This window comes from Paraburkholderia sp. RL17-337-BIB-A (assembly GCF_046025895.1).
GTDB classification, from domain to species: Bacteria; Pseudomonadota; Gammaproteobacteria; order Burkholderiales; family Burkholderiaceae; genus Paraburkholderia; species Paraburkholderia fungorum_C.
Genome location: NZ_JARESY010000002.1, coordinates 1,050,382 through 1,070,101 on the forward strand (window position 1 = coordinate 1,050,382; position 19,720 = coordinate 1,070,101).

General features: G+C 60.9%; 17 protein-coding genes and 2 pseudogenes. 9 read left to right on the forward strand and 10 right to left on the reverse strand.

Going from position 1 to position 19,720, the window contains the following annotated elements:
- The first annotated feature begins 141 nt into the window (after window positions 1–141).
- Complete coding sequence (locus P0D84_RS25665) at window positions 142–1,491, forward strand: MFS transporter (protein WP_408341470.1); 1,350 nt, start codon at window positions 142–144, stop codon at window positions 1,489–1,491.
- Window positions 1,492–1,677: 186 nt separating this feature from the next.
- Here P0D84_RS25665 and P0D84_RS25670 read toward each other — a convergent pair whose 3' ends face one another.
- Window positions 1,678–2,049: a hypothetical protein gene (locus P0D84_RS25670; RefSeq protein WP_408341471.1), complete on the reverse strand. Its 372-nt coding sequence runs from the start codon at window positions 2,047–2,049 to the stop codon at window positions 1,678–1,680.
- Between P0D84_RS25670 and P0D84_RS25675 the strand changes: the two are divergent.
- Window positions 2,048–2,333 (forward strand): annotated as a pseudogene (locus tag P0D84_RS25675) (IS6 family transposase); the annotation flags it as partial. The gene P0D84_RS25670 and the pseudogene P0D84_RS25675 sit on opposite strands and share 2 nt — an antisense overlap.
- A gap of 292 nt (window positions 2,334–2,625) precedes the next feature.
- On the opposite strand, the gene P0D84_RS25680 reads toward P0D84_RS25675, so the two are convergent.
- Window positions 2,626–3,375, reverse strand: a complete 750-nt coding sequence (locus P0D84_RS25680; protein WP_408341472.1) for an alpha/beta hydrolase — start codon at window positions 3,373–3,375, stop codon at window positions 2,626–2,628.
- 431 nt (window positions 3,376–3,806) lie between these two features.
- Between P0D84_RS25680 and P0D84_RS25685 the strand changes: the two genes are divergently transcribed.
- Both P0D84_RS25685 and P0D84_RS25690 read left to right on the forward strand, forming a co-directional pair.
- Complete coding sequence (locus tag P0D84_RS25685) at window positions 3,807–4,109, forward strand: putative quinol monooxygenase (protein WP_408341473.1); 303 nt, start codon at window positions 3,807–3,809, stop codon at window positions 4,107–4,109.
- A 415-nt stretch (window positions 4,110–4,524) separates the two neighbouring features.
- Complete coding sequence (locus tag P0D84_RS25690) at window positions 4,525–5,499, forward strand: LysR family transcriptional regulator (RefSeq protein WP_408341474.1); 975 nt, start codon at window positions 4,525–4,527, stop codon at window positions 5,497–5,499.
- An 80-nt stretch (window positions 5,500–5,579) separates the two neighbouring features.
- Here the strand turns inward: P0D84_RS25690 and P0D84_RS25695 are convergent, their stop codons facing one another.
- Genes P0D84_RS25695 through P0D84_RS25705 form a run of 3 tightly spaced genes read right to left on the reverse strand, consistent with a single transcriptional unit; the run spans window position 5,580 to window position 8,483 of the window.
- Window positions 5,580–7,250: a thiamine pyrophosphate-binding protein gene (locus tag P0D84_RS25695; protein WP_408341475.1), complete on the reverse strand. Its 1,671-nt coding sequence runs from the start codon at window positions 7,248–7,250 to the stop codon at window positions 5,580–5,582.
- Window positions 7,243–8,349, reverse strand: a complete 1,107-nt coding sequence (locus tag P0D84_RS25700) for an MFS transporter (protein WP_408341476.1) — start codon at window positions 8,347–8,349, stop codon at window positions 7,243–7,245. Before P0D84_RS25700 ends, P0D84_RS25695 begins: the two co-directional genes overlap by 8 nt.
- The gene (locus P0D84_RS25705) at window positions 8,346–8,483 is read right to left on the reverse strand and encodes a hypothetical protein (RefSeq protein ID WP_408341477.1); all 138 of its coding nucleotides are present in this window, start codon (window positions 8,481–8,483) and stop codon (window positions 8,346–8,348) included. Before P0D84_RS25705 ends, P0D84_RS25700 begins: the two co-directional genes overlap by 4 nt.
- Before the next feature lie 584 nt (window positions 8,484–9,067).
- On the opposite strand from P0D84_RS25705, the gene P0D84_RS25710 reads away from it, so the two are divergent.
- The gene (locus tag P0D84_RS25710; protein ID WP_408341478.1) at window positions 9,068–10,639 is read left to right on the forward strand and encodes a methyl-accepting chemotaxis protein; all 1,572 of its coding nucleotides are present in this window, start codon (window positions 9,068–9,070) and stop codon (window positions 10,637–10,639) included.
- A gap of 325 nt (window positions 10,640–10,964) precedes the next feature.
- Here P0D84_RS25710 and P0D84_RS25715 read toward each other — a convergent pair whose 3' ends face one another.
- Entirely contained in the window at window positions 10,965–12,671 is a 1,707-nt protein-coding gene (locus P0D84_RS25715) for a 3-(methylthio)propionyl-CoA ligase (protein WP_408341479.1), read from the reverse strand.
- Window positions 12,672–12,892: 221 nt separating this feature from the next.
- Between P0D84_RS25715 and P0D84_RS25720 the strand changes: the two are divergent.
- From P0D84_RS25720 to P0D84_RS25730, 3 genes and pseudogenes are all read left to right on the forward strand, one after another.
- Window positions 12,893–13,069: pseudogene (locus P0D84_RS25720) on the forward strand (IS6 family transposase); the annotation flags it as partial.
- 26 nt (window positions 13,070–13,095) lie between these two features.
- On the forward strand, window positions 13,096–13,302 hold the full coding sequence (locus tag P0D84_RS25725; protein WP_408341480.1) for a hypothetical protein: 207 nt from the start codon (window positions 13,096–13,098) through the stop codon (window positions 13,300–13,302).
- 124 nt (window positions 13,303–13,426) lie between these two features.
- Window positions 13,427–14,872 (forward strand): DEAD/DEAH box helicase, encoded by a 1,446-nt coding sequence (locus P0D84_RS25730; RefSeq protein ID WP_408341481.1) that lies wholly within the window; start codon window positions 13,427–13,429, stop codon window positions 14,870–14,872.
- Between the two features lie 321 nt (window positions 14,873–15,193).
- Here the strand turns inward: P0D84_RS25730 and P0D84_RS25735 are convergent, their stop codons facing one another.
- The 3 genes from P0D84_RS25735 to P0D84_RS25745 all read right to left on the reverse strand — a co-directional run bounded on the left by P0D84_RS25735 (window position 15,194) and on the right by P0D84_RS25745 (window position 18,070).
- Complete coding sequence (locus tag P0D84_RS25735; RefSeq protein ID WP_408341482.1) at window positions 15,194–15,907, reverse strand: glutathione S-transferase C-terminal domain-containing protein; 714 nt, start codon at window positions 15,905–15,907, stop codon at window positions 15,194–15,196.
- A gap of 440 nt (window positions 15,908–16,347) precedes the next feature.
- Window positions 16,348–17,088 (reverse strand): SDR family NAD(P)-dependent oxidoreductase, encoded by a 741-nt coding sequence (locus tag P0D84_RS25740; protein ID WP_408341483.1) that lies wholly within the window; start codon window positions 17,086–17,088, stop codon window positions 16,348–16,350.
- A gap of 235 nt (window positions 17,089–17,323) precedes the next feature.
- Window positions 17,324–18,070 (reverse strand): SDR family NAD(P)-dependent oxidoreductase, encoded by a 747-nt coding sequence (locus tag P0D84_RS25745; protein ID WP_408345998.1) that lies wholly within the window; start codon window positions 18,068–18,070, stop codon window positions 17,324–17,326.
- Between the two features lie 247 nt (window positions 18,071–18,317).
- Here P0D84_RS25745 and P0D84_RS25750 point away from each other — a divergent pair, with 247 nt between their 5' ends.
- Window positions 18,318–19,217, forward strand: coding sequence for a LysR family transcriptional regulator (locus P0D84_RS25750; RefSeq protein ID WP_408341484.1), 900 nt, complete (start codon window positions 18,318–18,320; stop codon window positions 19,215–19,217).
- A gap of 141 nt (window positions 19,218–19,358) precedes the next feature.
- Here the strand turns inward: P0D84_RS25750 and P0D84_RS25755 are convergent, their stop codons facing one another.
- Window positions 19,359–19,637 carry a cupin domain-containing protein gene (locus P0D84_RS25755; protein WP_408341485.1) on the reverse strand — a complete coding sequence of 93 codons (279 nt, stop codon included), beginning with the start codon at window positions 19,635–19,637 and terminating at the stop codon, window positions 19,359–19,361.
- Window positions 19,638–19,720: the final 83 nt, after the last annotated feature.

A 19,720-nucleotide genomic window follows, 5' to 3' on the forward strand; every position in this document is an offset into this window, starting at 1 on the left:
GTGGCGCGGCGGCGTACTTACCAGGTTCAACGCCGCTTGCGCTTATGGCTAACACCGTTGCCGTCGAAGCGAGTTGTGTTTTACCCGTTGTAGCTTGCACCGCGATGCCGCGGCCTCAATTCCATCTATGCGAGAAATAGAATGAATACGTTAGCCCAGACCACCGGACCCGATACGCACGCGCCCAAGCCGGCGGCGGATGCGGTCTATAGCAAAATTGCGAAGCGCATTGTGCCGTTCCTGGTTTTGCTTTGGTTGACTGCTTGGCTGGATCGGGTCAATGTCGGCTTCGCCAAGTTGCAGATGCTGCAGGATCTCGGGCTTAGCGAGGCTGTGTTCGGGTTGGGCGCCGGCATTTTCTATGTCGGCTATCTTCTGTTCGAGGTCCCCAGCAACCTGTTCCTCGAAAAGATCGGGGCGCGCAAGACGATTGCTCGCATCACGATCCTGTGGGGCCTCACAACCATCGCCACCGGCTTCGTGCATTCCGCCACTTCGTTCTATGTTTTGCGCTTTCTTTTAGGCGCGTTCGAGGCGGGTCTATACCCGGGCGTCATCCTATACCTGACCTACTGGTTCCCAGCGCGCCGCCGCGCGCAGATGGTGGGCCTGTTCATGACTGGCGTTCCGCTCGGCGGCATATTGGGTGGGCCGATTGCGGGCTGGATCATGGGCTCGATGGGAGGGCACCTGGGTTTCGCGAACTGGCAATGGCTATTCCTTCTTGAAGGGATCCCGCCGCTCATTCTGGGTATCGTTACGATTGTCGCCTTGACCGACAAACCAGCTCAGGCACGTTGGTTGACGGACGGAGAAAAGCACCTGGTCCTGGCTGATCTCGAACAAGATCAGAAAGCAATGGGGATCACCCGGCATTCGTTTTTCGATGCGCTTCGGTCGCCGCAGGTGTGGCTGCTGACCCTCATCTATTTCTGCCTCGTCAGCGCCAACCCGACGCTCGGATTCTGGACGCCGACGATTATCAAGGGGTTGGGGGTTAAGAGCGATGTCGTTATCGGCCTGTTGTCTTCGCTGCCCTACGTTATCGGCGTTTGCGCGACCATCCTGGTCGGGCGTCACTCGGACAAGAAACTCGAACGCCGCTACCATTGCGCACTTTCGACCCTGGCGGCGGCCACTGGCCTGGTACTGATAGGCTGGTTCGCAAACTCGCCGACACTTGCTTTTCTCGCACTTGTGCTCGCCGTTGCCGGGGTGCTCAGTGCTTTTGCGCCATTCTGGCAGATGCCCACGATGCTGCTGAGCGGCAGCGCGGCCGCCGGCGGAATCGCGCTCATCAATTCCTTGGGCAATCTCTCGGGGTTCGTGGGCCCGGCCCTGGTCGGCTGGTTGAAAGACATCACGGGCAAGACGTCCACCGGGCTGTACGCCGTGGCCGGCCTGGAGGTCTTGTGCACGGTATTGATTCTGGTCTTCATGCCGCGCGCATCGCGTCAAGCCGCCGCTGTGGGCGATTTACGGAAGAGTTAAGTGCAGGTCAGATTGCTGGGGAAAAGTTATGTATCCGTCAGCGGAACCCGTGTTGACGGTGCAGCACGCTTAGATGTCGAATCTTTCGCAGCAAAGCGTACGAGACCCGTCAATGCCCTTCCGAATCATTCACAGCGATAGACGCGGTTTTTGCGTTGAGCCTGACGGTGATGCCGACTCGCTCGCTCAGATGCTTGTCGGTGAAGCCAACGCTGTCGCAAATGAGGAATTCCTCCCGTTGTGCTCGCGGTGGCGGCGACGCAGGCGCGTGAGTTGGGCCGCTCGCAGTGTCAGGGATAACCGCCGCGTATAGTACCGACCAACGCTGACGTTCTGGTTGTCCTGGATCACCGCCTGGGTTTGCCGCAGCTCCACCACGATTCCGTGCGAAGGTGCTGCGAGCGGATCGCCCCCGATAAAGCTGACCTCCATTCCCAGGTGCAAGCGTTGACGCGCTTCAAGAATACGTCGCGGGTCGTCCAGCATTTTGCCGATGGCGAGATAAAGGCGATACAGCTCGGCGCTGGGCGCCTGCCGAAGCGAGTCGAGAATGTCCATGAGTATTGGCAAGGTGCTCAAGCGGCTTCATTATCCGCTTGATGTCATCGTTCTGTGCGTGCGCTGCGCTGAGCCTGCGCAACCTCGAAGAAATGATGGCCGAACGGGGCATTGAGGTGGATCATTCCGGCGTGCACCGCTGGGTCATCAAGCTCGTGCCGTTGTTCGAAAAGGCGTTTCGACGGCACAAGCTACCGGTTGGCAAGAGCTGGAGGATGGACGAAACCTACGTCAAGGTCAAAGGCCAATTGAAGTACCTGTACCGCGCCGTCGACAAGCAGGGCACGAAAGACCGGGGCCGTCCGTGAACGCGCGCTGACGGAATGGGCGCGGCGCGGAATTCAGGACGACAGACTTCATTTGCCTAAAGTTATGGATATTGCAAACGGCTGTGAGGTCTGCAGGGCAAGCGTTCCGTTGGCGGAAGTGCGGCTTGACCTGCTCGTCGCAACATTCCCGCTTCCCGGCGACGGTCAGCGAGGAGGAACTGCATTTTCGCCGGATCGATATGGGAGCCTCTCTTCGCGGCGATGGGCTTTATGAGGTGGAAGAGACCGCTGGGGGCGAAATCTGGCGTCAAGAACCCCGCAACCATCTGACCAGATCCGCCAACGCGTCACTGTTGATTTCGTGTCGCATACCCGGATAGATATGGAACTGGGGCTTAAGTCCCAAGTCCTTCAACCGCTGGTCTGCCTCTTGAGCATAGCCGATCGGGATACGGTGATCTGCCTGTCCGTGAGAAATGAAAATACGAAGGTGGGACAGCTCCGGCGACGGTTTGATCAGCGGGACAAATGACCCGAAAATCGCACCGCTCATGACCCCGATACCTCTTATTCTGGCCGGTTCCGTTAGCGCTACCTGATAGCTCAGTATTGCGCCTTGACTGAATCCGACCAGGTATACCTGATGCGGGTCTAACCTGTATTTCGTTACGACCTGGTCAATGAACCCACTGATACGGGCGCGTGAAGCCGCCATCTGTTGTGGGTCTCCGTCAAGGCGGTTATTGACCAGGGTGCCCTGAAACCACTGATAGCTGCCTTCAGCGAGGGTGTAAGGCGCGCGTGCCGAAACAATTGCGTATTTCTGCGGGAGTTCGGGAAGTAGCGAGTATAAGTCTTGCTCGTTGCTTCCCATGCCGTGAAGCAAAATGATGACCGGCGGGGGACTTGTCGATCGGCTCGGCAAGTGAACGAGATATTGCAGAGACAGGTCGCTGTGTAGCTGGTTATCGGCGTCTGGATTCCCTGTTTGTGCACGAGCGCTTGTTGCAAGCACCATCAGAAAGAGGATGGCGAAAATCTTCGATAAATATTTCATTCGGTAAGGACGCAAACGTTAGGGGGAGTCAACACGAGGTGCCAATCGATCATCGCCGGATCATAGAGGAACTTCGAAAGACGTGTGCCCCACGTGGACCTTCCCGCTCCTTATCCGACGCGCTGGACAATGCCACGGCGTGCATGCAACTAACGTGCGATCGTGCCGCAGCACAACTTCCCGACGTGGTAGTAGCGCAATATCTGCGGTTCGAGTTCAGCACTAGTGGTCATGGGTCGATTCCTGTGCGATGACTGGCTGTAGAACATCACGGAAGACCGACAGCGCAATCGCCGGAGGCGTACGAAGCTTGAACCGACATCGACACATCTAAATGAACGCCATTGCGCCACTTTCCTTACAGACTTATACGTCGAGCACGGTTCGAAGTATGGCGCTAGACTCGTGCGCTTTGCCAAGGAGAACACCGCATGTCATCCGAAATTCGTGTAATCGCAGTCGTCCAAGGAAAGCCCGGCACCGCCGACGCGATCCAGCAGGTGCTGTTGCGTTGTGTAGTGCCGAGTCGCGCCGAGACGGGCTGCCTGCTTTATACACCGCACCGCGACCTCGATCGCGCCGAGCGTTTCGTCTTCTTCGAGCGCTGGGCAAGCCGCGCAGCGCTCGCCGAGCATGAGGGCACCGAACACTTTCAGGAGCTGATTCGCGAACTGACACCGCTGCTCGCACATCCACTAGACGTGACGGTACTCGAAGCGCTACTGGACGATTGAGCGTGCCGTTCCGACGCTGATCGCGACCCGCCATCCATGGGCCTGCTACGTCAATGGCTGAAGAGTTTTGGCGCATACGCAAAGGCCAATTCAACCTGATGAAGCGGCGCCTCAAAGACGCCACTGCACCCGTCGTCTCGACGACGGTGCTTTCAGCTCGCTGAGTTGACGAGCAGACGGGCGGCTTCTCGCTCGTCTGCGCTATTCGCACCACAACCACAGTACCCAACCATGCTCAGCGAAATGCCGAGTCTAGCGAAGACAGGCGTATGATGCGCGGACCCTAAACAGGTAGAGGGACGCGCTTGCGGACCCGACGCGATCCGCGCCCACAAGGACATGAACAACGATGCGACTGCGCGGCACGAGTGCGCGATGCCTTCGTGACGCCATCTGTAACCGCCGCCGGTAGGCTATGAACTCGGACGACCTCGAAATGTTCGCGCACGTCGCGAAAACAGGCAGTTTTTCGCGTACCGCGATGGAACTCGGCGCGAATCAATCGACGATCAGCCGGCGCATCGGTTTGCTCGAAGCCGAACTGGGTGTGCGGCTCTTCAGGCGTAGCGGCCGTGGCGTGGGCCTGACCGAGCGCGGCGAACAGCTACTCGGCTACGCGCTGACGCTCGAGCGCACGCTCAGTGAAGCGAGTCAGGCGATGCGCAGCGGCGACGAGCGCGGCCCCGCCAACCTGGCGATCGCAGCCCAGCCTACCATCGCGCGCATCATGTTCGGCTATCTCGGACACCGGCTCAAGGCACGCTACCCCAACACGCGCATCCGGTTCGTCGAGGGACTCGCGAGTCAGATTCTGAGCCGGCTCAGCGATGGCGAGATCGACCTCGCGGTGATGTACGTGCCCGAACATCCGGGCACGATGCAACACGACGTGCTGCTCGCCGAGGACATCTGCCTCGTCACGCCCGCGGGCTACGCGCTCCGCGACGGCCCTGTCGACGTCCAGACGCTTGGCGACATCCCTCTGATCCTGCCGAGCACCCACCATGGTTTGCGTCTGCTCGTGGAGACACTCGCGGCGCGGCACAGCTTCACGCCGAACATCGCGCTCGAATGCGACGGTTCGATCTCGCTGACCAAGCGGCTCGTGATGGAACAATGTGGCTGCACGGTGCTGCCGGCCGCGTCGGTCGTGGAAGAAACCGCGGCGGGGCGGCTGCGGTGCTTTCCGCTTGCCAATCCCGTCGTGCGGCGCGACGTGGCTATCGCATGGCCGCAAAACCGCACGATGCCGGAAGGCGTGTGGAACGTCGCGCATACGATCCGCGAACTCGCCGCCGAGCTGGTCGGCAACGGCGCCTGGCCCGGCACAACCTTGCTCGCGCCGTTTCAGCGGCCGTCACGCACGACGCTCGCGAACAGCTTGAGCTAACTCACGGTGCGCATCCGCTCGCCCTCGAGGCGCGCGAGCGGCAGCGCGGTTTCGACATGTGCGTATCTGTATTGTCGGCCTCATGCACTCAAACGGTTAGCCGGCGTGATCTGCCGCGGGTCGGTGCGCAGCTCGATGAGCGCCGCCACGCCCGCGCGCTGCGCGCGTTCGAACGCCGCCGGGAAATCTTCCGTGCGCTCAACCAACTCGGCATGCGCGTTGAACGCACGCGCCATCGCGATGAAATCGGGATTGACGAACTGCGTCGCCGACACGCGTCCCGGATACTCGCGCTCCTGATGCATGCGGATCGTGCCGAGCATGCCGTTGTTCACCAGGATGACGATGAGCGGTGCGCCGAACTGGACCGCCGTCGCGAGTTCCTGCGGGTACATCATGAAACAGCCATCGCCCGCGAAGCAGACGACCTGACGTTCCGGGTTCCGGAGCTTTGCCGCGATCGCCGCCGGAAAGCCGTAGCCCATAGCGCCGTTGGTCGGTGCGAGTTCCGTCGCGAGGCTGCGATAACGGTAGAAGCGATGGACCCAGACCGTGTAATTGCCCGCGCCGTTTGAGATCACCGCGTCGTCGGGCAGGACGTCGTTCAGATGAGCGACGACCTGCGCGAGATCGACGCCCGTGATTTCCGGGCTGCCCGGTTGCGGCGTCGAGTGCGCGACGTAGTCTGCGCGTGCCGTCTCGGTCCACGCGTGCCAGCGCTGCTGCTGCGCGGCCGCGATCGGCGCCACACCGTCGAGTGCCAGCGCGAACGCGCTCAGCGACGCGTTGATCGGCAGGCGCGCCTGATAGACGCGGCCCAGCTCCTCGGCATCGGCATGCACGTGAATCATCGTCTGCTTCGGCACGGGGCTTTCGAACACCGTGTAACCCGACGAGGTGATCTCCGCGAGCCGCGAGCCGATCACGATCAGCAAGTCGGCGTCGCGCGCACGCTGCGCGAGTTTGGGCGACACGCCGAGTCCGAGTTGGCCTGCGTAGTGCGGATCGCGGTTATCGAACAGGTCCTGACGACGGAACGAGGCCGCCACCGGCAAGCGGTTGGCGTGGACGAAACGCTTGAGCGCGGCGCAGGCGTCGGCGTTCCAGCCGGTGCCGCCGACAATCACGAGCGGACGCTCGGCCTGGGCGAGCAAGGTGCGCAGCGCGTCCATCGCCTGCGGCTCGGGCGCAGCCTGCGCGATGCGCACGGGTAGCGCGTCATTCACCTCGGCGGAATTGAACAGCACGTCCTCGGGCAAAGCGATCACGACCGGCCCGGGACGGCCCGACATCGCCACGCTGTACGCCTTCGCGATGATTTCGGGGATGCGCTCGATGCTGTCGATCTGCGTGACCCACTTCGCGATGCCGCCGAACATCTGCCGGTAATCGACTTCCTGAAACGCCTCGCGTCCGATGAAGCCGCGCTCCACTTGCCCGATGAACAGGATCATCGGCGTCGAGTCTTCGCTGGCGGTGTGCACGCCGTTGCTCGCGTGCGTCGCACCCGGGCCGCGCGTCACGAAGCAGATGCCGGGGCGGCCCGTGAGCTTGCCGTACGCATCCGCCATATTCGAAGCGGCGCCTTCATGACGAGTCGTGATGGTGCGGATGCCATGCGCGTCGTGCAACGCATCGAGCACGGCCAGATAACTTTCGCCGGGCACGCAGTAGACGGTATCGGCGCCGTTGTGCGCAAGCGCGTCGACGAGGATGCGGCCGCCGTTGCGCAGTTGTGGGGTTTCAGACATGGACTTCAAGCTCCTTGTTACGGGTTTCTGGCAGGAACACGGCGACGACGAAGACAAGCACGTAGGAGACGGCAGCCCACACGCCGATCGACTCCCCGAGTCCGACCGATGCACTCGTCATGCCGACGGCCGCGGGCACGAGCGCTCCGATGCCCCGGCCGAAGTTGTACGAAAAGCCGCCCGCCGATCCACGAATGTGCGCGGGAAACAGCTCGGTGAAGCAGGCACCCATACCCGAAACGATGCCCGACTGGAAGAATCCGAGCGGGAAGCCGAGCACGAGCAGTGTGGAGAGCGGCAGATGCAGAAGGGTATAGGCCAGCACTGTCAACGTCGCGCCGGCTGCGGACAGTGCAAAAGTCCAACGTCGGCCGATGCCGTCGCTCAGATACGCCATGCCGATATAGCCGCAGAACGAGCCGAAGATGTTGACGGCCAGATAGAGCGTCGTGAGGTTGACCGTCAGGCTTTGCGTCTCACGCAGATACGTGACGAGCCACGTGAGGATCGTGTAGTTGCCGCCGAGCGCGCCCGCCGCCATCAATGAAGCAAGCACGGTGCGCGAGATCACGTCCCGCGCGAAGATGTTCGCAAAGGTTTCGAAAGAACTGCGTTTGTCGCGGTAAGCGGCGGCGGCTTCGAATGCTTCCGATTCGTCGATGTTGCGGCGCATCCAGAGCACGAGCAGGCCGGGCAAGAGGCCGATCACGAAGAGCGCGCGCCACGCGAGATGTTCGGGCAACAGGTGGAACAGTACCCAGTAAGCAAGCGCCGCCAAAGCGTAGCCGACCGGCCAGCCGCTTTGCACTGAGCCGACCGCGCGGCCGCGAATGCGCTTGTCGACAACCTCGCCGATCAGGATCGCGCCCGCCGCCCATTCGCCGCCGAAGCCGAGACCTTGCAGGCTGCGCGTGAGAAGCAGTTCATGAAAACTGTTCGTAAAGGCTGAAAGCCCGGTGAACAGCGAGAACCATAGGATCGCAAGCTTGAGTACGCGCACGCGGCCGATGCGGTCCGCGAGCACGCCGGCGATGACGCCGCCGATCGCCGACGAAACCAGTGCCGAGGTGCCGATCACGCCGGCTTGCGCTTTTGTCATCCCCACGTGGTCAACAAGGTCGGAATGACGAATGCGAAGAACTGCACGTCCATCGCATCGAGAACCCAGCCGAGAAAGCAAGCCCAGAAAGTCCGGCGCTGGGCGGGCGCCATGGTGCTGTACCAAGGTTGCATGAGGTGTATCTCCATCAGGCAGTGGGCGCCTATCATTTTTGTCGTCGTGCGTGGCAGATGCGTCGAAAGAAGCTCGCGCCGCGCTGCGCGTCAAATTATGCCGAGGGGTGTTCGAATTGACCTGTGCGTGAGACGCATAGCAGCTATGCGCGAGAGCGTCGGGTCACCATCGGCTTGCGTCCGTTCAGCCGTTTGATGATGCCTGCTGACGGGCCTGAGCGGTGGCCGGGGCGGTGGCCGCAGTCCCGCCCACAGGATCAGTAAGCGTCACACGCCGATCTTAAGTTTCTAACCGGCGGGCCGTAATTCACGCATACGAAGGGATCGTCTATTCGTGTCAATACCGTTGTTGGAGAATAGCCAAATGCCGCAAGTGCCGGCTACTCCATATGCAATAGATAGAGGTGAAAATATGGATATGGAGGTTCATATGCTTCTCGAAAGCAACCTGTCATCTGGAAGGTCAGAGGCAATGTACATCGCCGTTGAGCAGACATACGTGGTTGCCGTTTGCGCGACAGCCGTTTCCGACATACCGTTCCCATGTCAACGCAATAAAGACGTGACTGCCACTTCCTTCCATCATGATTAAAGGGCTTTCAATCCGCCGTCGCCTGGCGTTGGCGATGGGCTTCCTGAGCGTCCTGCTGATTGCCGGCGGGACAATGGGCGTCAGCGGTGTCGCGATGAGCAACAGCGACCTGCAGCGGCTCTATTCGAATCAGCTTGCGTCGTCGGTCGCACTCAGCGAAACAAGCATCGCACTCGCGAGAGCGCGCCTCTGGATATTCCGCATCGCGCTCAACCCCGCTGGGTCCGACGTGTCGAAATTCGCGCAGAACGCAAAAGACCAACTCGATCGGTCAAAGAACGCGTGGGTCGCATATCGCGCGTTGCCGTTTTCAGACGCGGACGAAGAGCGAGGCGCCGGCGAAGTCGATCAACGATTGAAAGATCTCGTGACGACCGGTTACGAGCCGGTTTTTCAGGCTATTGCGTCCGCAGACGCGGTCAAAATCTCATCTGCCGTGTCAGCTATGTCAGCGGCGCAATACGGCGATGTCACCAGTAGAATCGATGCGCTTGAGCAGACACAGGCGAAGACCGCGCAGTCGTCTTATGTTCGGGCCGAGACGCGCTTTGACTGGTTTGTCGGTATTGCGATAGCGGGAGTCGCATTCGCGCTGGTGGCTGCAGCGCTTGCATGGCGATCGCTGCAACGCGCGATCGGTCGCCCGATAGAGGAGGCGCTCCATCATTTCAGGGCGATTGCCGAGGGCGATCTGACCGCACGCGTCGAGGTTCGCTCATCCGACGAAATGGGTCAGATGATGAACGGCCTTCAGGCAATGCAAAGCAAACTGGTCGAAACGATCAGTGCGGTGAGAGACGGTGCGCGCGCCATCGATACCGCGGCCAGGGAAATTGCAGTCGGTAACATGGATCTTTCCTCGCGCACCGAAGAGCAGGCCGCATCGCTTGAGCAGACGTCCGCCAGCATGGGCGAACTCACTACGGCCGTGAAGCACAACACCGATAACGCACGTCAGGGGAACATGCTTGCGGTGAACGCTTCGACGACCGCCGAGCGCGGCGGCGAAATGGTCCGGCGTGTGGTCGAGACAATGCACAGGATTTCCGGGTCGTCGAAGCAAGTCGAGCAGATCATCGGCGTGATCGAAGGGATTGCCTTCCAAACCAATATTCTTGCGCTAAACGCTGCGGTAGAAGCGGCGCGCGCTGGCGAACTCGGGCGTGGATTCGCGGTGGTCGCTTCCGAGGTGCGCAGTCTCGCGCAGCGCAGCGCAAGTGCCGCGAAGGAAATCAAGGAGCTGATCGGCCAGTCTGCTGCCCATGTCAACGAAGGCTCAAAGCTGGTGGACGAGACTGGCGGCACGATCGACGAGGTAGTCGCCTCAGTAAAACGCGTGGCCAGTCTCATGAACGAGATCACCGCGGCGTCGGAGGAACAGCACGCTGGCATCGAACAGGTGAACCGGGCAGTAGCGCAAATGGACGATGTCACACAGCAGAATGCCGCGCTCGTCGAGGAAGCATCGGCGGCAGCGCAGTCGCTGGCCGCGCAGTCCAATGGGATGCGCGAAGCCGTGACGGTCTTCAAGCTGGATTCAGCGCTTTCCAGCAGGACTTTTTGACGATCACGCGGCCATGGCCGCTCGGGTTGGAAAAACTATCGAATCGGATTGCCGACGGTTACGGCGTAGGGACGCGCTCCACGCCAAAAGCAAAGGGCGGATGGCGACAAAAAGGTAACGCCGGGCGATATGGCGCTGTCGGGCCGGGACTTGGCGAACTGGCCGTCAGAATTAAAGTAGGGTGGTCCGTCTCTAAAATCAATGTCTCTTTCCGAGCCTGGACGCGCCCCTCGACCGCAATCGCTCAACGGCTAAGTTGGGTCGGCTACGGCCGGTTGCACCAAATGGCAGTGCGGCGGCGGTCCCCTTGATAGCCTCCTTCCGATTATTCCGCCGCAGGTTTCGACCGGGCGCCTCCCATTGCGCGTTCGTCGGCAAGCGGACCGTTCTCAACTTCGAGCGCCGACGGCAACAGGTGATCGCAGAACTGCTCGCGCAGCTTCAGTTTGTGCAGCTTGCCAACCGCCGTATGCGGCAATTCGTTGACGAAGACAACGTCATCTGGCATCCACCACTTCGCGACCTTGCCCTCGTAGAACGCGAGCAGTTCGTCGCGCGTGACCTCCGCGTCCTTGCGTTTGACGACGACGAGCAGCGGCCGCTGCGCCCACTTCGGATGGGCGCAGGCGATGCAGGCCGCCTCGGCGACGGCCGGATGCGCGATCGCGATGTTCTCGATTTCGATCGAACTGATCCACTCGCCTCCCGACTTGATCACATCCTTGCTGCGGTCGGTGATGCGCATGAAACCGTCCCGGTCAATCGTGGCCACGTCGCCGGTCGGAAACCAGCCGTCGACGAGCGGCGAGTCATCCTTCTGGAAATACCGCTTGATCACCCACGGACCGCGCGTGTGCAGTTCGCCGAACGCGACGCCGTCCCACGGCAGATCGCGCCCATCGTCGCCGACGATCTTCATGTCCACGCCGTAGATCGCGTGCCCCTGCTTTTCGCGCAGCCTGCGCTGCTCTTCCGGCGGCCGCTGTGATTGTTCCCAGTTGAGGGTTGCGAGCGTGCCGAGCGGTGACATCTCGGTCATGCCCCATCCGTGAATGGCTTCGACGCCGTATTCCTCGAAGGAGCGCAGCATGGCCGGCGGGCACGCGGACCCGCCGATCGCCACGCGTTGCAGTGACGACAACCGCACGCCCGCTTCCTTCATGTAGTTGAGCAGGCCAAGCCAGACGGTTGGCACGCCGGAGGAATACGTGACGCGCTCCGCCTGCATCAGTTCGAACAGGGATTTTCCGTCGAGATCCTTGCCCGGAAGGACGAGTTTCGCGCCCGTGAGCGGCGCGGCATGCGGTATCCCCCATGCGTTCGCATGAAACATCGGCACGACGGGCAACACCGAGTCGCGCGCCGATAGACACATCGCATCCGGCAGCGAACCGGCGTACGCGTGCAGCACCGTGGAGCGATGCGAATACAGCGCGCCCTTTGGATTGCCTGTCGTGCCCGAGGTATAACAAAGGTACGATGCCAGGCGCTCGTCAAGGAGCGGCCAGTCGAATGCGCCGTCGTGCGGTTTGAGCAACGTCTCGTAGCTGATGAGCGGTATGGGCGTCTGCACCGCAGGCAGATGCGCGTCGTCGGCAAGCGCGATCCACCCACGCACCTTCGGGCAGAGGGGCGCAAGGCAATCGATCAGCTGCGCGAACGTCGTATCGAACAGCACGTAGCTGTCATTAGCGTCGTTGATGATCCATGCGATCTGCTCGGGGAAGAGCCGGGGGTTGATGGTATGGCAGACGGCCCCGAAGCCTGTGGTGCCGTAATAGGCTTCCAGATGGCGGTAACCGTTCCATGCCAGCGTGCCGATCCGTTCGCCCGGCTGCACATCCAGCGCGATAAGCGCCTGCGCCAGTTGCTTCGCGCGCTTTTCGCAGTCGCGATATGTGTAGCGATGCACGTCGCCTTCGATGCGTTTTGACACGATCTCGGTCGTGCCGAAGTGACGTGACGCATGGGCCAGCAGTGAGGAAACCGTCAGCGGCACGTCCATCATCTGTCCGAGCAGCGGTGTCGTCATAGCCGAGTCTCCCTGCTATTGTCACGAACCCGGAATCGCGTAAGAGTGCCAGGAATATCGGACATGGCACCCGCCTGGCAGCCGAGCCTTCCGACTATTCAACATAGTTGAGGCCTGCGAGTGTTGCAAATAGATAAGATGGATATTGCTAATGTCTTGCGTCTGTACGGCCAGATTGGCGCCGCTCTTGTCCACTGTGATCGTTTCGGGTACGCCGTTCTTATCAATCCAACGCGGCGGAGCAGGAACGTCGAGCGAGCAAACGTATCGTACGACCAATGCCAGGATTTAGGAGCTTTCGTTGCGCCCGCATCATTTTAGGCAGTGTCGAACTCATGCACATGATAGCGAAATGGCAGATGAAGAGTGACGGTGGTCGGGATAGTTCAGTCGCGTAGCAGTTCTACGATCTTGCAAAATAAGCATGCCTATTCGTCCATCTCGACTTTTCCTGATTTTCGTTGCCGCGACAGATCCGATCATGGATGGCCTGGCAGGACTCGGGCCTTATTTTGGGAAGTTGGTGGCGATGCAGGTGCGCGCGTGGCTGGTTGCGTGGCCAATGGCGTGTTTGCAGTTGATGCAATGGGGGCTGGCGCTGGCGGCAGTGGTGCTCATCGGTGTCTCGTAGTACAGCTTGCCGGTGCCGCTACGTTTTTCAGTGGCGATCAACGTCGATCTTTTTGACCATTGATTCTGCGCGGCGCAATCAGGTGGTAACCGCTAGAATTGCGGCTTTAGCCTGGAATACGCCAATGTCTTTTGCCTCGCTTGGCCTGATAGATCCCTTGCTGCGTAATGTGCAGGACCTCAATTACCAGACACCCACGCCGGTGCAGGCCAAGGCGATTCCTGCTGTGCTCAGTGGCAAGGATGTCATGGCTGAGGCGCAGACCGGCACTGGCAAAACGGCGGGTTTTGCGCTGCCGCTGTTGCAACGGCTAGTGCAACACGGCCCGGCGGTGTCCAGCAACCGCGCGCGTGTTCTGGTGCTGGTGCCCACGCGTGAACTGGCCGAACAAGTGCTGCAAAGCTTTATCGATTACGGCAAAGGCCTCGACTTACGATTTCTGGCCGCCTACGGCGGTGTGAGTATCAACCCGCAGATGATGAAGTTGCGCAAAGGCCTGGATGTGCTCGTTGCCACGCCGGGCCGTTTGCTAGATCTCAATCGCCAGAACGCAGTGCAGTTTGATCAAGTACAAACGCTGGTGCTGGATGAAGCCGACCGCATGCTGGATCTGGGCTTTGCGCGCGAACTCAACGCCGTCTTTGCTGCCTTGCCCGCTCAGCGCCAGACCCTGCTGTTCTCTGCCACGTTTACCGATGATATCCGCGCCATGGCGGCGGGCATTCTGCGCGGCCCGGTCAATATCAGCGTCAGTCCGCCCAATGCCACGGCCAGCAAGATCAAGCAGTGGGTGGTGCCGGTAGATAAAAAGAACAAGCCTGACCTCTTCATGCACCTTGTGGCTGAGAACAACTGGGAGCACGCGCTGGTGTTCGTCAAAACCCGCAATGGCGTGGATTACCTGGCGGCCATGCTGGATGAAGCGGGCTATGCGGTGGACACCATCCACGGCGACAAACCGCAACCCGCGCGCCTGCGTGCGCTGGAGCGCTTCAAGACGGGCGAAGTACATATGCTGGTAGCCACCGATGTGGCTGCGCGCGGGCTGGATATCGACGATCTGCCGCTGGTGATCAACGTTGATCTGCCGATCGTGGCGCAAGACTATGTGCACCGTATTGGCCGTACCGGCCGCGCGGGCGCCAGCGGCGTGGCGGTGTCCCTAGTGTGTGCCGATGAAGCGCCGCAACTGGCCGCGATTGAAGCGCTGATCCGGCTAACGCTGCCCCGTGAAGAAGAGCCGGGTTTTGAAGCCGAACACCGCGTGCCGCAAACCAGCGCAACGGGCCAGATCATCAAGAAACCCAAAAAGCCTAAGAAGCCCAAAGTGCCGCAAGCTGCGCCGGGCGCCGTGCAGGTGCTCAGCAAAAAACCGCGCCTGCAAAGTGGCGAAAACAAACGCAAGCCTGCGGCGCAACGCGCTGTGGCCGCGGGTAAAGGCACAACCTTGTCCAGCGGTAACCCATTCAGCGTGCAAAAGCCACGCAGCAAACCCGCCAGCAAGCCAGCTGCGGGTTCACGTAAGCCGGCTGGCAAACCCGCTGGTGGCCGCGGCAAACGCCAACCCTGATCCGTGGGGACGAGTAACGCCAGCCCTGAAACAGGCTGGCGGTTTGCGGCCCGCTGGCAGACAGCGGCGCGGCTTCGGCGCGCATCAGGCGGCGGGTAACGGCGCATTGAATCCCAGGATCCATAACAATTTCGGGCCGAATGGACGTTGAAATCGTGCGTAGCGAGGGTCCGATCGAGGTCGTCACTGGCGAATGTGTCCGCTTCTCACACGAAAGCCGTGATTTGATCGCCTCATCACTACCGCTTTGGGTCGACGACCTGAACCAGTTGTCATTGGGCTCAGTGCGGTCATCAGGAGCCGTTCGCCCGCTACATTCATTCAAACAGCGGACTTTTGCGCACGACCCTTCACAGCGTCATGCACGGCGAGGCAATGGCGCACCAGGTTTGGCCGAGACAGCACGTACTGCTTCAGCGGCGTATCGATCGGATAGAAGTAGATATTCGCCACAAACCCGTAGATGCCGGCATCGAGGCTCACCGGCTGCGGGCCAAACACGAAGCCGCTGTCGCCCAGCAGGTCTGCGATTACTCCGAGGTCGCTGATACCCCGCGCATAGACCTGCTCGGGCTCATAGCGGCCGATGCCCTGATAGTAGTACCGCTGGCGGTTGTACTCCCTCGCGGCATCCAGTCCGGCTGGCGCGATCTGCGGATGTGTGGTTAGCAGCGCGTCCCGGAAGGCCGGCCAGAAGCGCTCGTCGCGCCAGCGGGAATAGCTCATCGGCCAGTACAAGTCGTCCAACGTGCGGCGAACCAGCAGGTCGAGGTTCAATTGGCCGGGCGAGAGCTCGTTGTCGATCGACGGCGGGTACTTGCGTTTGATGTGCGCCATGATCGCATCACTATCGCCAATCACTTCGGCACCATCGACGATGTAGGGTAACTGGCCGCGCGGCGCTTGTGCGGTATCGAGAATGTGCCGGTGCTTGAACGACAGGCGGCACAGTCGAAGAAACGCGAAGACTTTCAGGCCGAATGGATTGTTGTCCGCTATGCCGAACAGATCCGGATACGAGTAGAGCGTCAGCATGTACTGCCTCCCGATGCGTTCGTGCGACCGAAGATCAACCCCGAGGCGGGCAGACGAATATAACCGCCATCGATACTAGCAGCCGCGGATCGCCGCCGGCGGCGCGTGAAACTGGCTGATCCGCCAGGATGGGGCAGCAAGCGGCCAACAGGAGCCATTCGACTGCGCCGCTTCGATCATCGACAATCGGGCGACGACAAATCCATTGGAGGCGCAAGCGCGCAATCCCGCACACCAAATTGATATTTCCGCGCGTTGGCGAATCATATCTCGTGATTAGCGAGCCAGACACTGGCCGCGCCTGCGAACCGCCTGGGGGCGGCCAGGTGACTGTGCGGGGTCGTTAATGGAGAGCCGACTCCGTTAGCTCATCGACTCCCCGTCGCGTCCGCACGGACGTCCCCCTGCTTCAGATCCGTAGGCCGAGTAGGTTGCCGGGCTCAGGCATTCATTCCACCATCCACCGTAAGATTCGCGCCGGTAATGTAAGAGGCCTCCGGGCCGGCGACGAAAGCCACCATTGCGGCGATCTCCTCAACGCGTCCATAGCGGCCGAGTACGGTGGCCGCCTTCTGCGGCACAGCCCAATCGCCTGAGGCGGGATTCAGATCTGTATCGATCGGACCTGGCTGGACGTTGTTAACCGTGATGCGCCGGCCTCCCAACTCTCGAGACAGCGCCTGGGTGAACATCCTGACGGCTGCCTTCGTGGCCGCGTAGGGCACCAGCCCGGGCGCAATGGCACGCTCGCCCACCGCCGAACCGATCATGATGATGCGGCCACCATCACCCAGGTGCTTCAGCGCAGCCTTGGTCGTAGCGAACACGCCGCGGATGTTGATGTCGATCACTCGATCCATCTCCTCCAATGTCGTGTCTTCGAACGGTTTCGGAATGGCCGTGCCGGCATTGTTCACCAGCACATCCAGCCGGCCGAAGGTCGCAAAAGTTTTTTCGACCGCAGCCTCGACAGCTGTGACGTCAGTAGCGTCCGCCTGGATCGCGAGAGCCTTTCCGCCATTGAGTTCGATCTCTTTGACTACGGCCGAAGCCGCGCTGGCGTCCTTCGCATAGGTAAAGGCCACCCGCGCTCCATCCGCGGCGAGACGCTTCGCGATTGCCGCACCGATGCCGCGTGAACCGCCGGTAACGAGTGCCACTTTTTGAGCTAACTTAGACATGTGATTTCCTAAGGTTTCCGTGAGCGGTTCACCGCGTCACTAATCCAGTTAATGATTGACTGTTGTCGTTCGTCGGGATGTCGAATCCCTTCTCCGCGATGAAGATGCGCACATGGCGTGCGTTCGGAGATCCGTTCAATTCGTAATCGTCCTCCCTGATGTTTCGAATAAATATGGATACCTGATTAACAAGGCTTATCGAAGACCGTTGGAAACGGGCGTGAATCGGGTCGCTCTAGAGTTTCGAGCCGCCGTCGACACGCAGCGTTTCACCGGTAATCCAGCGCGCTGCGTCCGAGGCGAGAAACGCAACCGCTTCGCCGATGTCATCAGGTTGCGCGACGCGCTTTAATGCCTGCATGCCGAGCGCGAGCTCGCGTCCCGCGTCGGTCCTGGTGAAGTTCGACATGTCGGTTTCGACGACGCCGGGCGCAACTGCATTCACGCGAATCTCGCGTTCACCAAGTGCCGAAGCGAAATGCCTGACGAGTGTATCGACCGCCCCCTTGGTAGCCGCGTATGCGGGGAGCTTGCCGACCGCGGCATGCGCTGCGAGCGACGAGAGCAGGACAACGCTGCTGCCTTTGCACATCACGGGCAGTAACTGCTGCACGAGGAAATAAGGCGCACGCACATTCACGGCGAACAGGTCGTCGAAATCTTCGACGGTCGTTTCCTCGATGCTTGCGGCCTTTGAAATGCCGGCGTTCGCCACCAGAATGTCCAGACGGTGGCCGACGACAGCGCGTACGCGTTTTGCGAGCGTATGCGGCCCGTCTGCGTCGCGCAGATCCGCGGCGATTTTCTGGGCGTTGCCGCCGGCCGCGCGGATTTCGGCGACGACAGCATCCGCAGCCTTTTCCCCGCTGCTGTAGTGAACGAGCACCTGTGCGCCCGCTTTCGCGAGTGCGAGCGCACTGGCGCGGCCGATGCCGCGTGAGGCGCCCGTGACGAGCGCGGTCTTTCCGGCGAGGTGGCTCATGAGAGTGCTCCTGGTCCGGTCGAGCATGCCGGTCTCGGTAGGTCCCACGACTGGGTTGTCCATTTCAGGCTCTCCTGCGATATAGATCAGAGGTATGGGGGCGAGGGCGAGTGCCAGTTCGTTGTGGTTTGCCGGCAGGCTCCGCGACGCCCCTTGTTCGCTAATCTAGTGGTCGATTGCGCAAAGCAAAAAGACTTTGTAGGCTGGTGGGCATGCCTATGAGGCATAGGATGCGGGCGAGGAGCATATGGAACTTCGACATCTGCGGTATTTCGTTGCCGTCGCGGAGACGGGCAGCCTCACGGTTGCGGCCGAACAGCGTCTGCACACATCGCAGCCATCTCTTAGCCGACAGATTCGCGATCTGGAAGACGAGGTCCGCGCGGAACTGTTCAGCCGCAGTGCGCGCGGCGTCGAACTGACTGCATCGGGCAAGGCTTTCCTCGACCATGCGCGGCTGGCGCTCGCGCAGGTCGACGCCGCGATCGAGGCAGCACGTCGCGCCGCGCTGCCGGCGAAACAGGTCTTCGCGCTCGGCTTTCAGACCGGCGAGGAAATAACCTGGCTGCCGCGCGCCATGCAGGTTCTGCGCGATGAATTGCCGAATATCGACGTCACCGTATCGAGCAGCTATTCGCCGGACCTCGCTGATGCGTTAGCGCGTGGCCGGCTCGACCTCGCGTTCCTGCGGGCCGAACCGGGATTCGATCTCGACTATCGCGTCGTCAGCAGGGAGAAGCTCATTGTGCTGATGCCGAGCGACCACCGGCTGGCCGCACGAACAGCGATCCGCCCGGCGGATCTCGTGGGCGAGACGTTCATCATGGCGTCGAACAAGGCGAGGGTGCTGCACGACTTGATCGAGCGGTATCTGCAACAGAGCGGGGTCGAAATCACGCCCGACCACGGCGTCGACAATCTCGCGATGGCAATGTCGCTCGTGGCGTCCACGCGTGGGCTGGCGTTGATGCCGGAGTACGCAAACAATCTGCTGCCATGGTCGGTCGTCAGCCGGCCCCTTGAAGGCGATGCACCGACGGTTGATCTCGTCATTGGCTACAGCAGGTCGAACACCTCTCCGGTCCTGAAGCTCTTTCTTTCGAGAGCGGAAGAACTCCTGGCACCGTTCACTGCTCGATCCTCATGAGGCAAAGCCCGACGTAGTGCCCTCGCGCCTGGCGAATACGCGTGCTGCCCTCGCCGGGACGCCGGACGTTGTCCGATTGCCATTCGTTAGACCGGCTAATGGCGCTCGTTCTATTGTCTGATCGACTCTCCGATTCCGAAATCAGGTGGGGAACCTGCGGCCCACCAGATAGGTTGCGCCGGCGGGACCGTATTGCTCCGAATGCTCGTCGCCGGCTTCGATTTCGAAGATATCGCCGACACGGTATTCACGCGAAACCGTGTCACCCCACGAAATGGTCATTTCGCCGGCGGTGACCACCGCGCGCGCCCTGAACGGATGCTTGTGCTTTTCAATGAACTGGTTCGGTGCGTAGGTTTTTTCCAGCACTTCCTGGTAGCCGGTACTGGTCAACTCAGCCTTGAAGCTTTCGATATCCATCGTTCTCACTTCCTTTTAAAGTCGCGCGGCACTTGCACTCGCCGGCGGCTAAAGCTCGCCGGATCGAGACTGTCCGCCACGTG

Excerpts from the sequence above, each read along its gene's own strand:
- P0D84_RS25665 (WP_408341470.1), top strand. The coding sequence starts at position 142 with ATGAATACGTTAGCCCAGACCACCGGACCCGATACGCACGCGCCCAAG.
- P0D84_RS25670 (WP_408341471.1), bottom strand. The coding sequence starts at position 2,049 with ATGGACATTCTCGACTCGCTTCGGCAGGCGCCCAGCGCCGAGCTGTAT.
- P0D84_RS25680 (WP_408341472.1), bottom strand. The coding sequence starts at position 3,375 with ATGAAATATTTATCGAAGATTTTCGCCATCCTCTTTCTGATGGTGCTT.
- P0D84_RS25685 (WP_408341473.1), top strand. The coding sequence starts at position 3,807 with ATGTCATCCGAAATTCGTGTAATCGCAGTCGTCCAAGGAAAGCCCGGC.
- P0D84_RS25690 (WP_408341474.1), top strand. The coding sequence starts at position 4,525 with ATGAACTCGGACGACCTCGAAATGTTCGCGCACGTCGCGAAAACAGGC.
- P0D84_RS25695 (WP_408341475.1), bottom strand. The coding sequence starts at position 7,250 with ATGTCTGAAACCCCACAACTGCGCAACGGCGGCCGCATCCTCGTCGAC.
- P0D84_RS25700 (WP_408341476.1), bottom strand. The coding sequence starts at position 8,349 with ATGACAAAAGCGCAAGCCGGCGTGATCGGCACCTCGGCACTGGTTTCG.
- P0D84_RS25705 (WP_408341477.1), bottom strand. The coding sequence starts at position 8,483 with ATGCAACCTTGGTACAGCACCATGGCGCCCGCCCAGCGCCGGACTTTC.
- P0D84_RS25710 (WP_408341478.1), top strand. The coding sequence starts at position 9,068 with ATGATTAAAGGGCTTTCAATCCGCCGTCGCCTGGCGTTGGCGATGGGC.
- P0D84_RS25715 (WP_408341479.1), bottom strand. The coding sequence starts at position 12,671 with ATGACGACACCGCTGCTCGGACAGATGATGGACGTGCCGCTGACGGTT.
- P0D84_RS25725 (WP_408341480.1), top strand. The coding sequence starts at position 13,096 with ATGCCTATTCGTCCATCTCGACTTTTCCTGATTTTCGTTGCCGCGACA.
- P0D84_RS25730 (WP_408341481.1), top strand. The coding sequence starts at position 13,427 with ATGTCTTTTGCCTCGCTTGGCCTGATAGATCCCTTGCTGCGTAATGTG.
- P0D84_RS25735 (WP_408341482.1), bottom strand. The coding sequence starts at position 15,907 with ATGCTGACGCTCTACTCGTATCCGGATCTGTTCGGCATAGCGGACAAC.
- P0D84_RS25740 (WP_408341483.1), bottom strand. The coding sequence starts at position 17,088 with ATGTCTAAGTTAGCTCAAAAAGTGGCACTCGTTACCGGCGGTTCACGC.
- P0D84_RS25745 (WP_408345998.1), bottom strand. The coding sequence starts at position 18,070 with ATGAGCCACCTCGCCGGAAAGACCGCGCTCGTCACGGGCGCCTCACGC.
- P0D84_RS25750 (WP_408341484.1), top strand. The coding sequence starts at position 18,318 with ATGGAACTTCGACATCTGCGGTATTTCGTTGCCGTCGCGGAGACGGGC.
- P0D84_RS25755 (WP_408341485.1), bottom strand. The coding sequence starts at position 19,637 with ATGGATATCGAAAGCTTCAAGGCTGAGTTGACCAGTACCGGCTACCAG.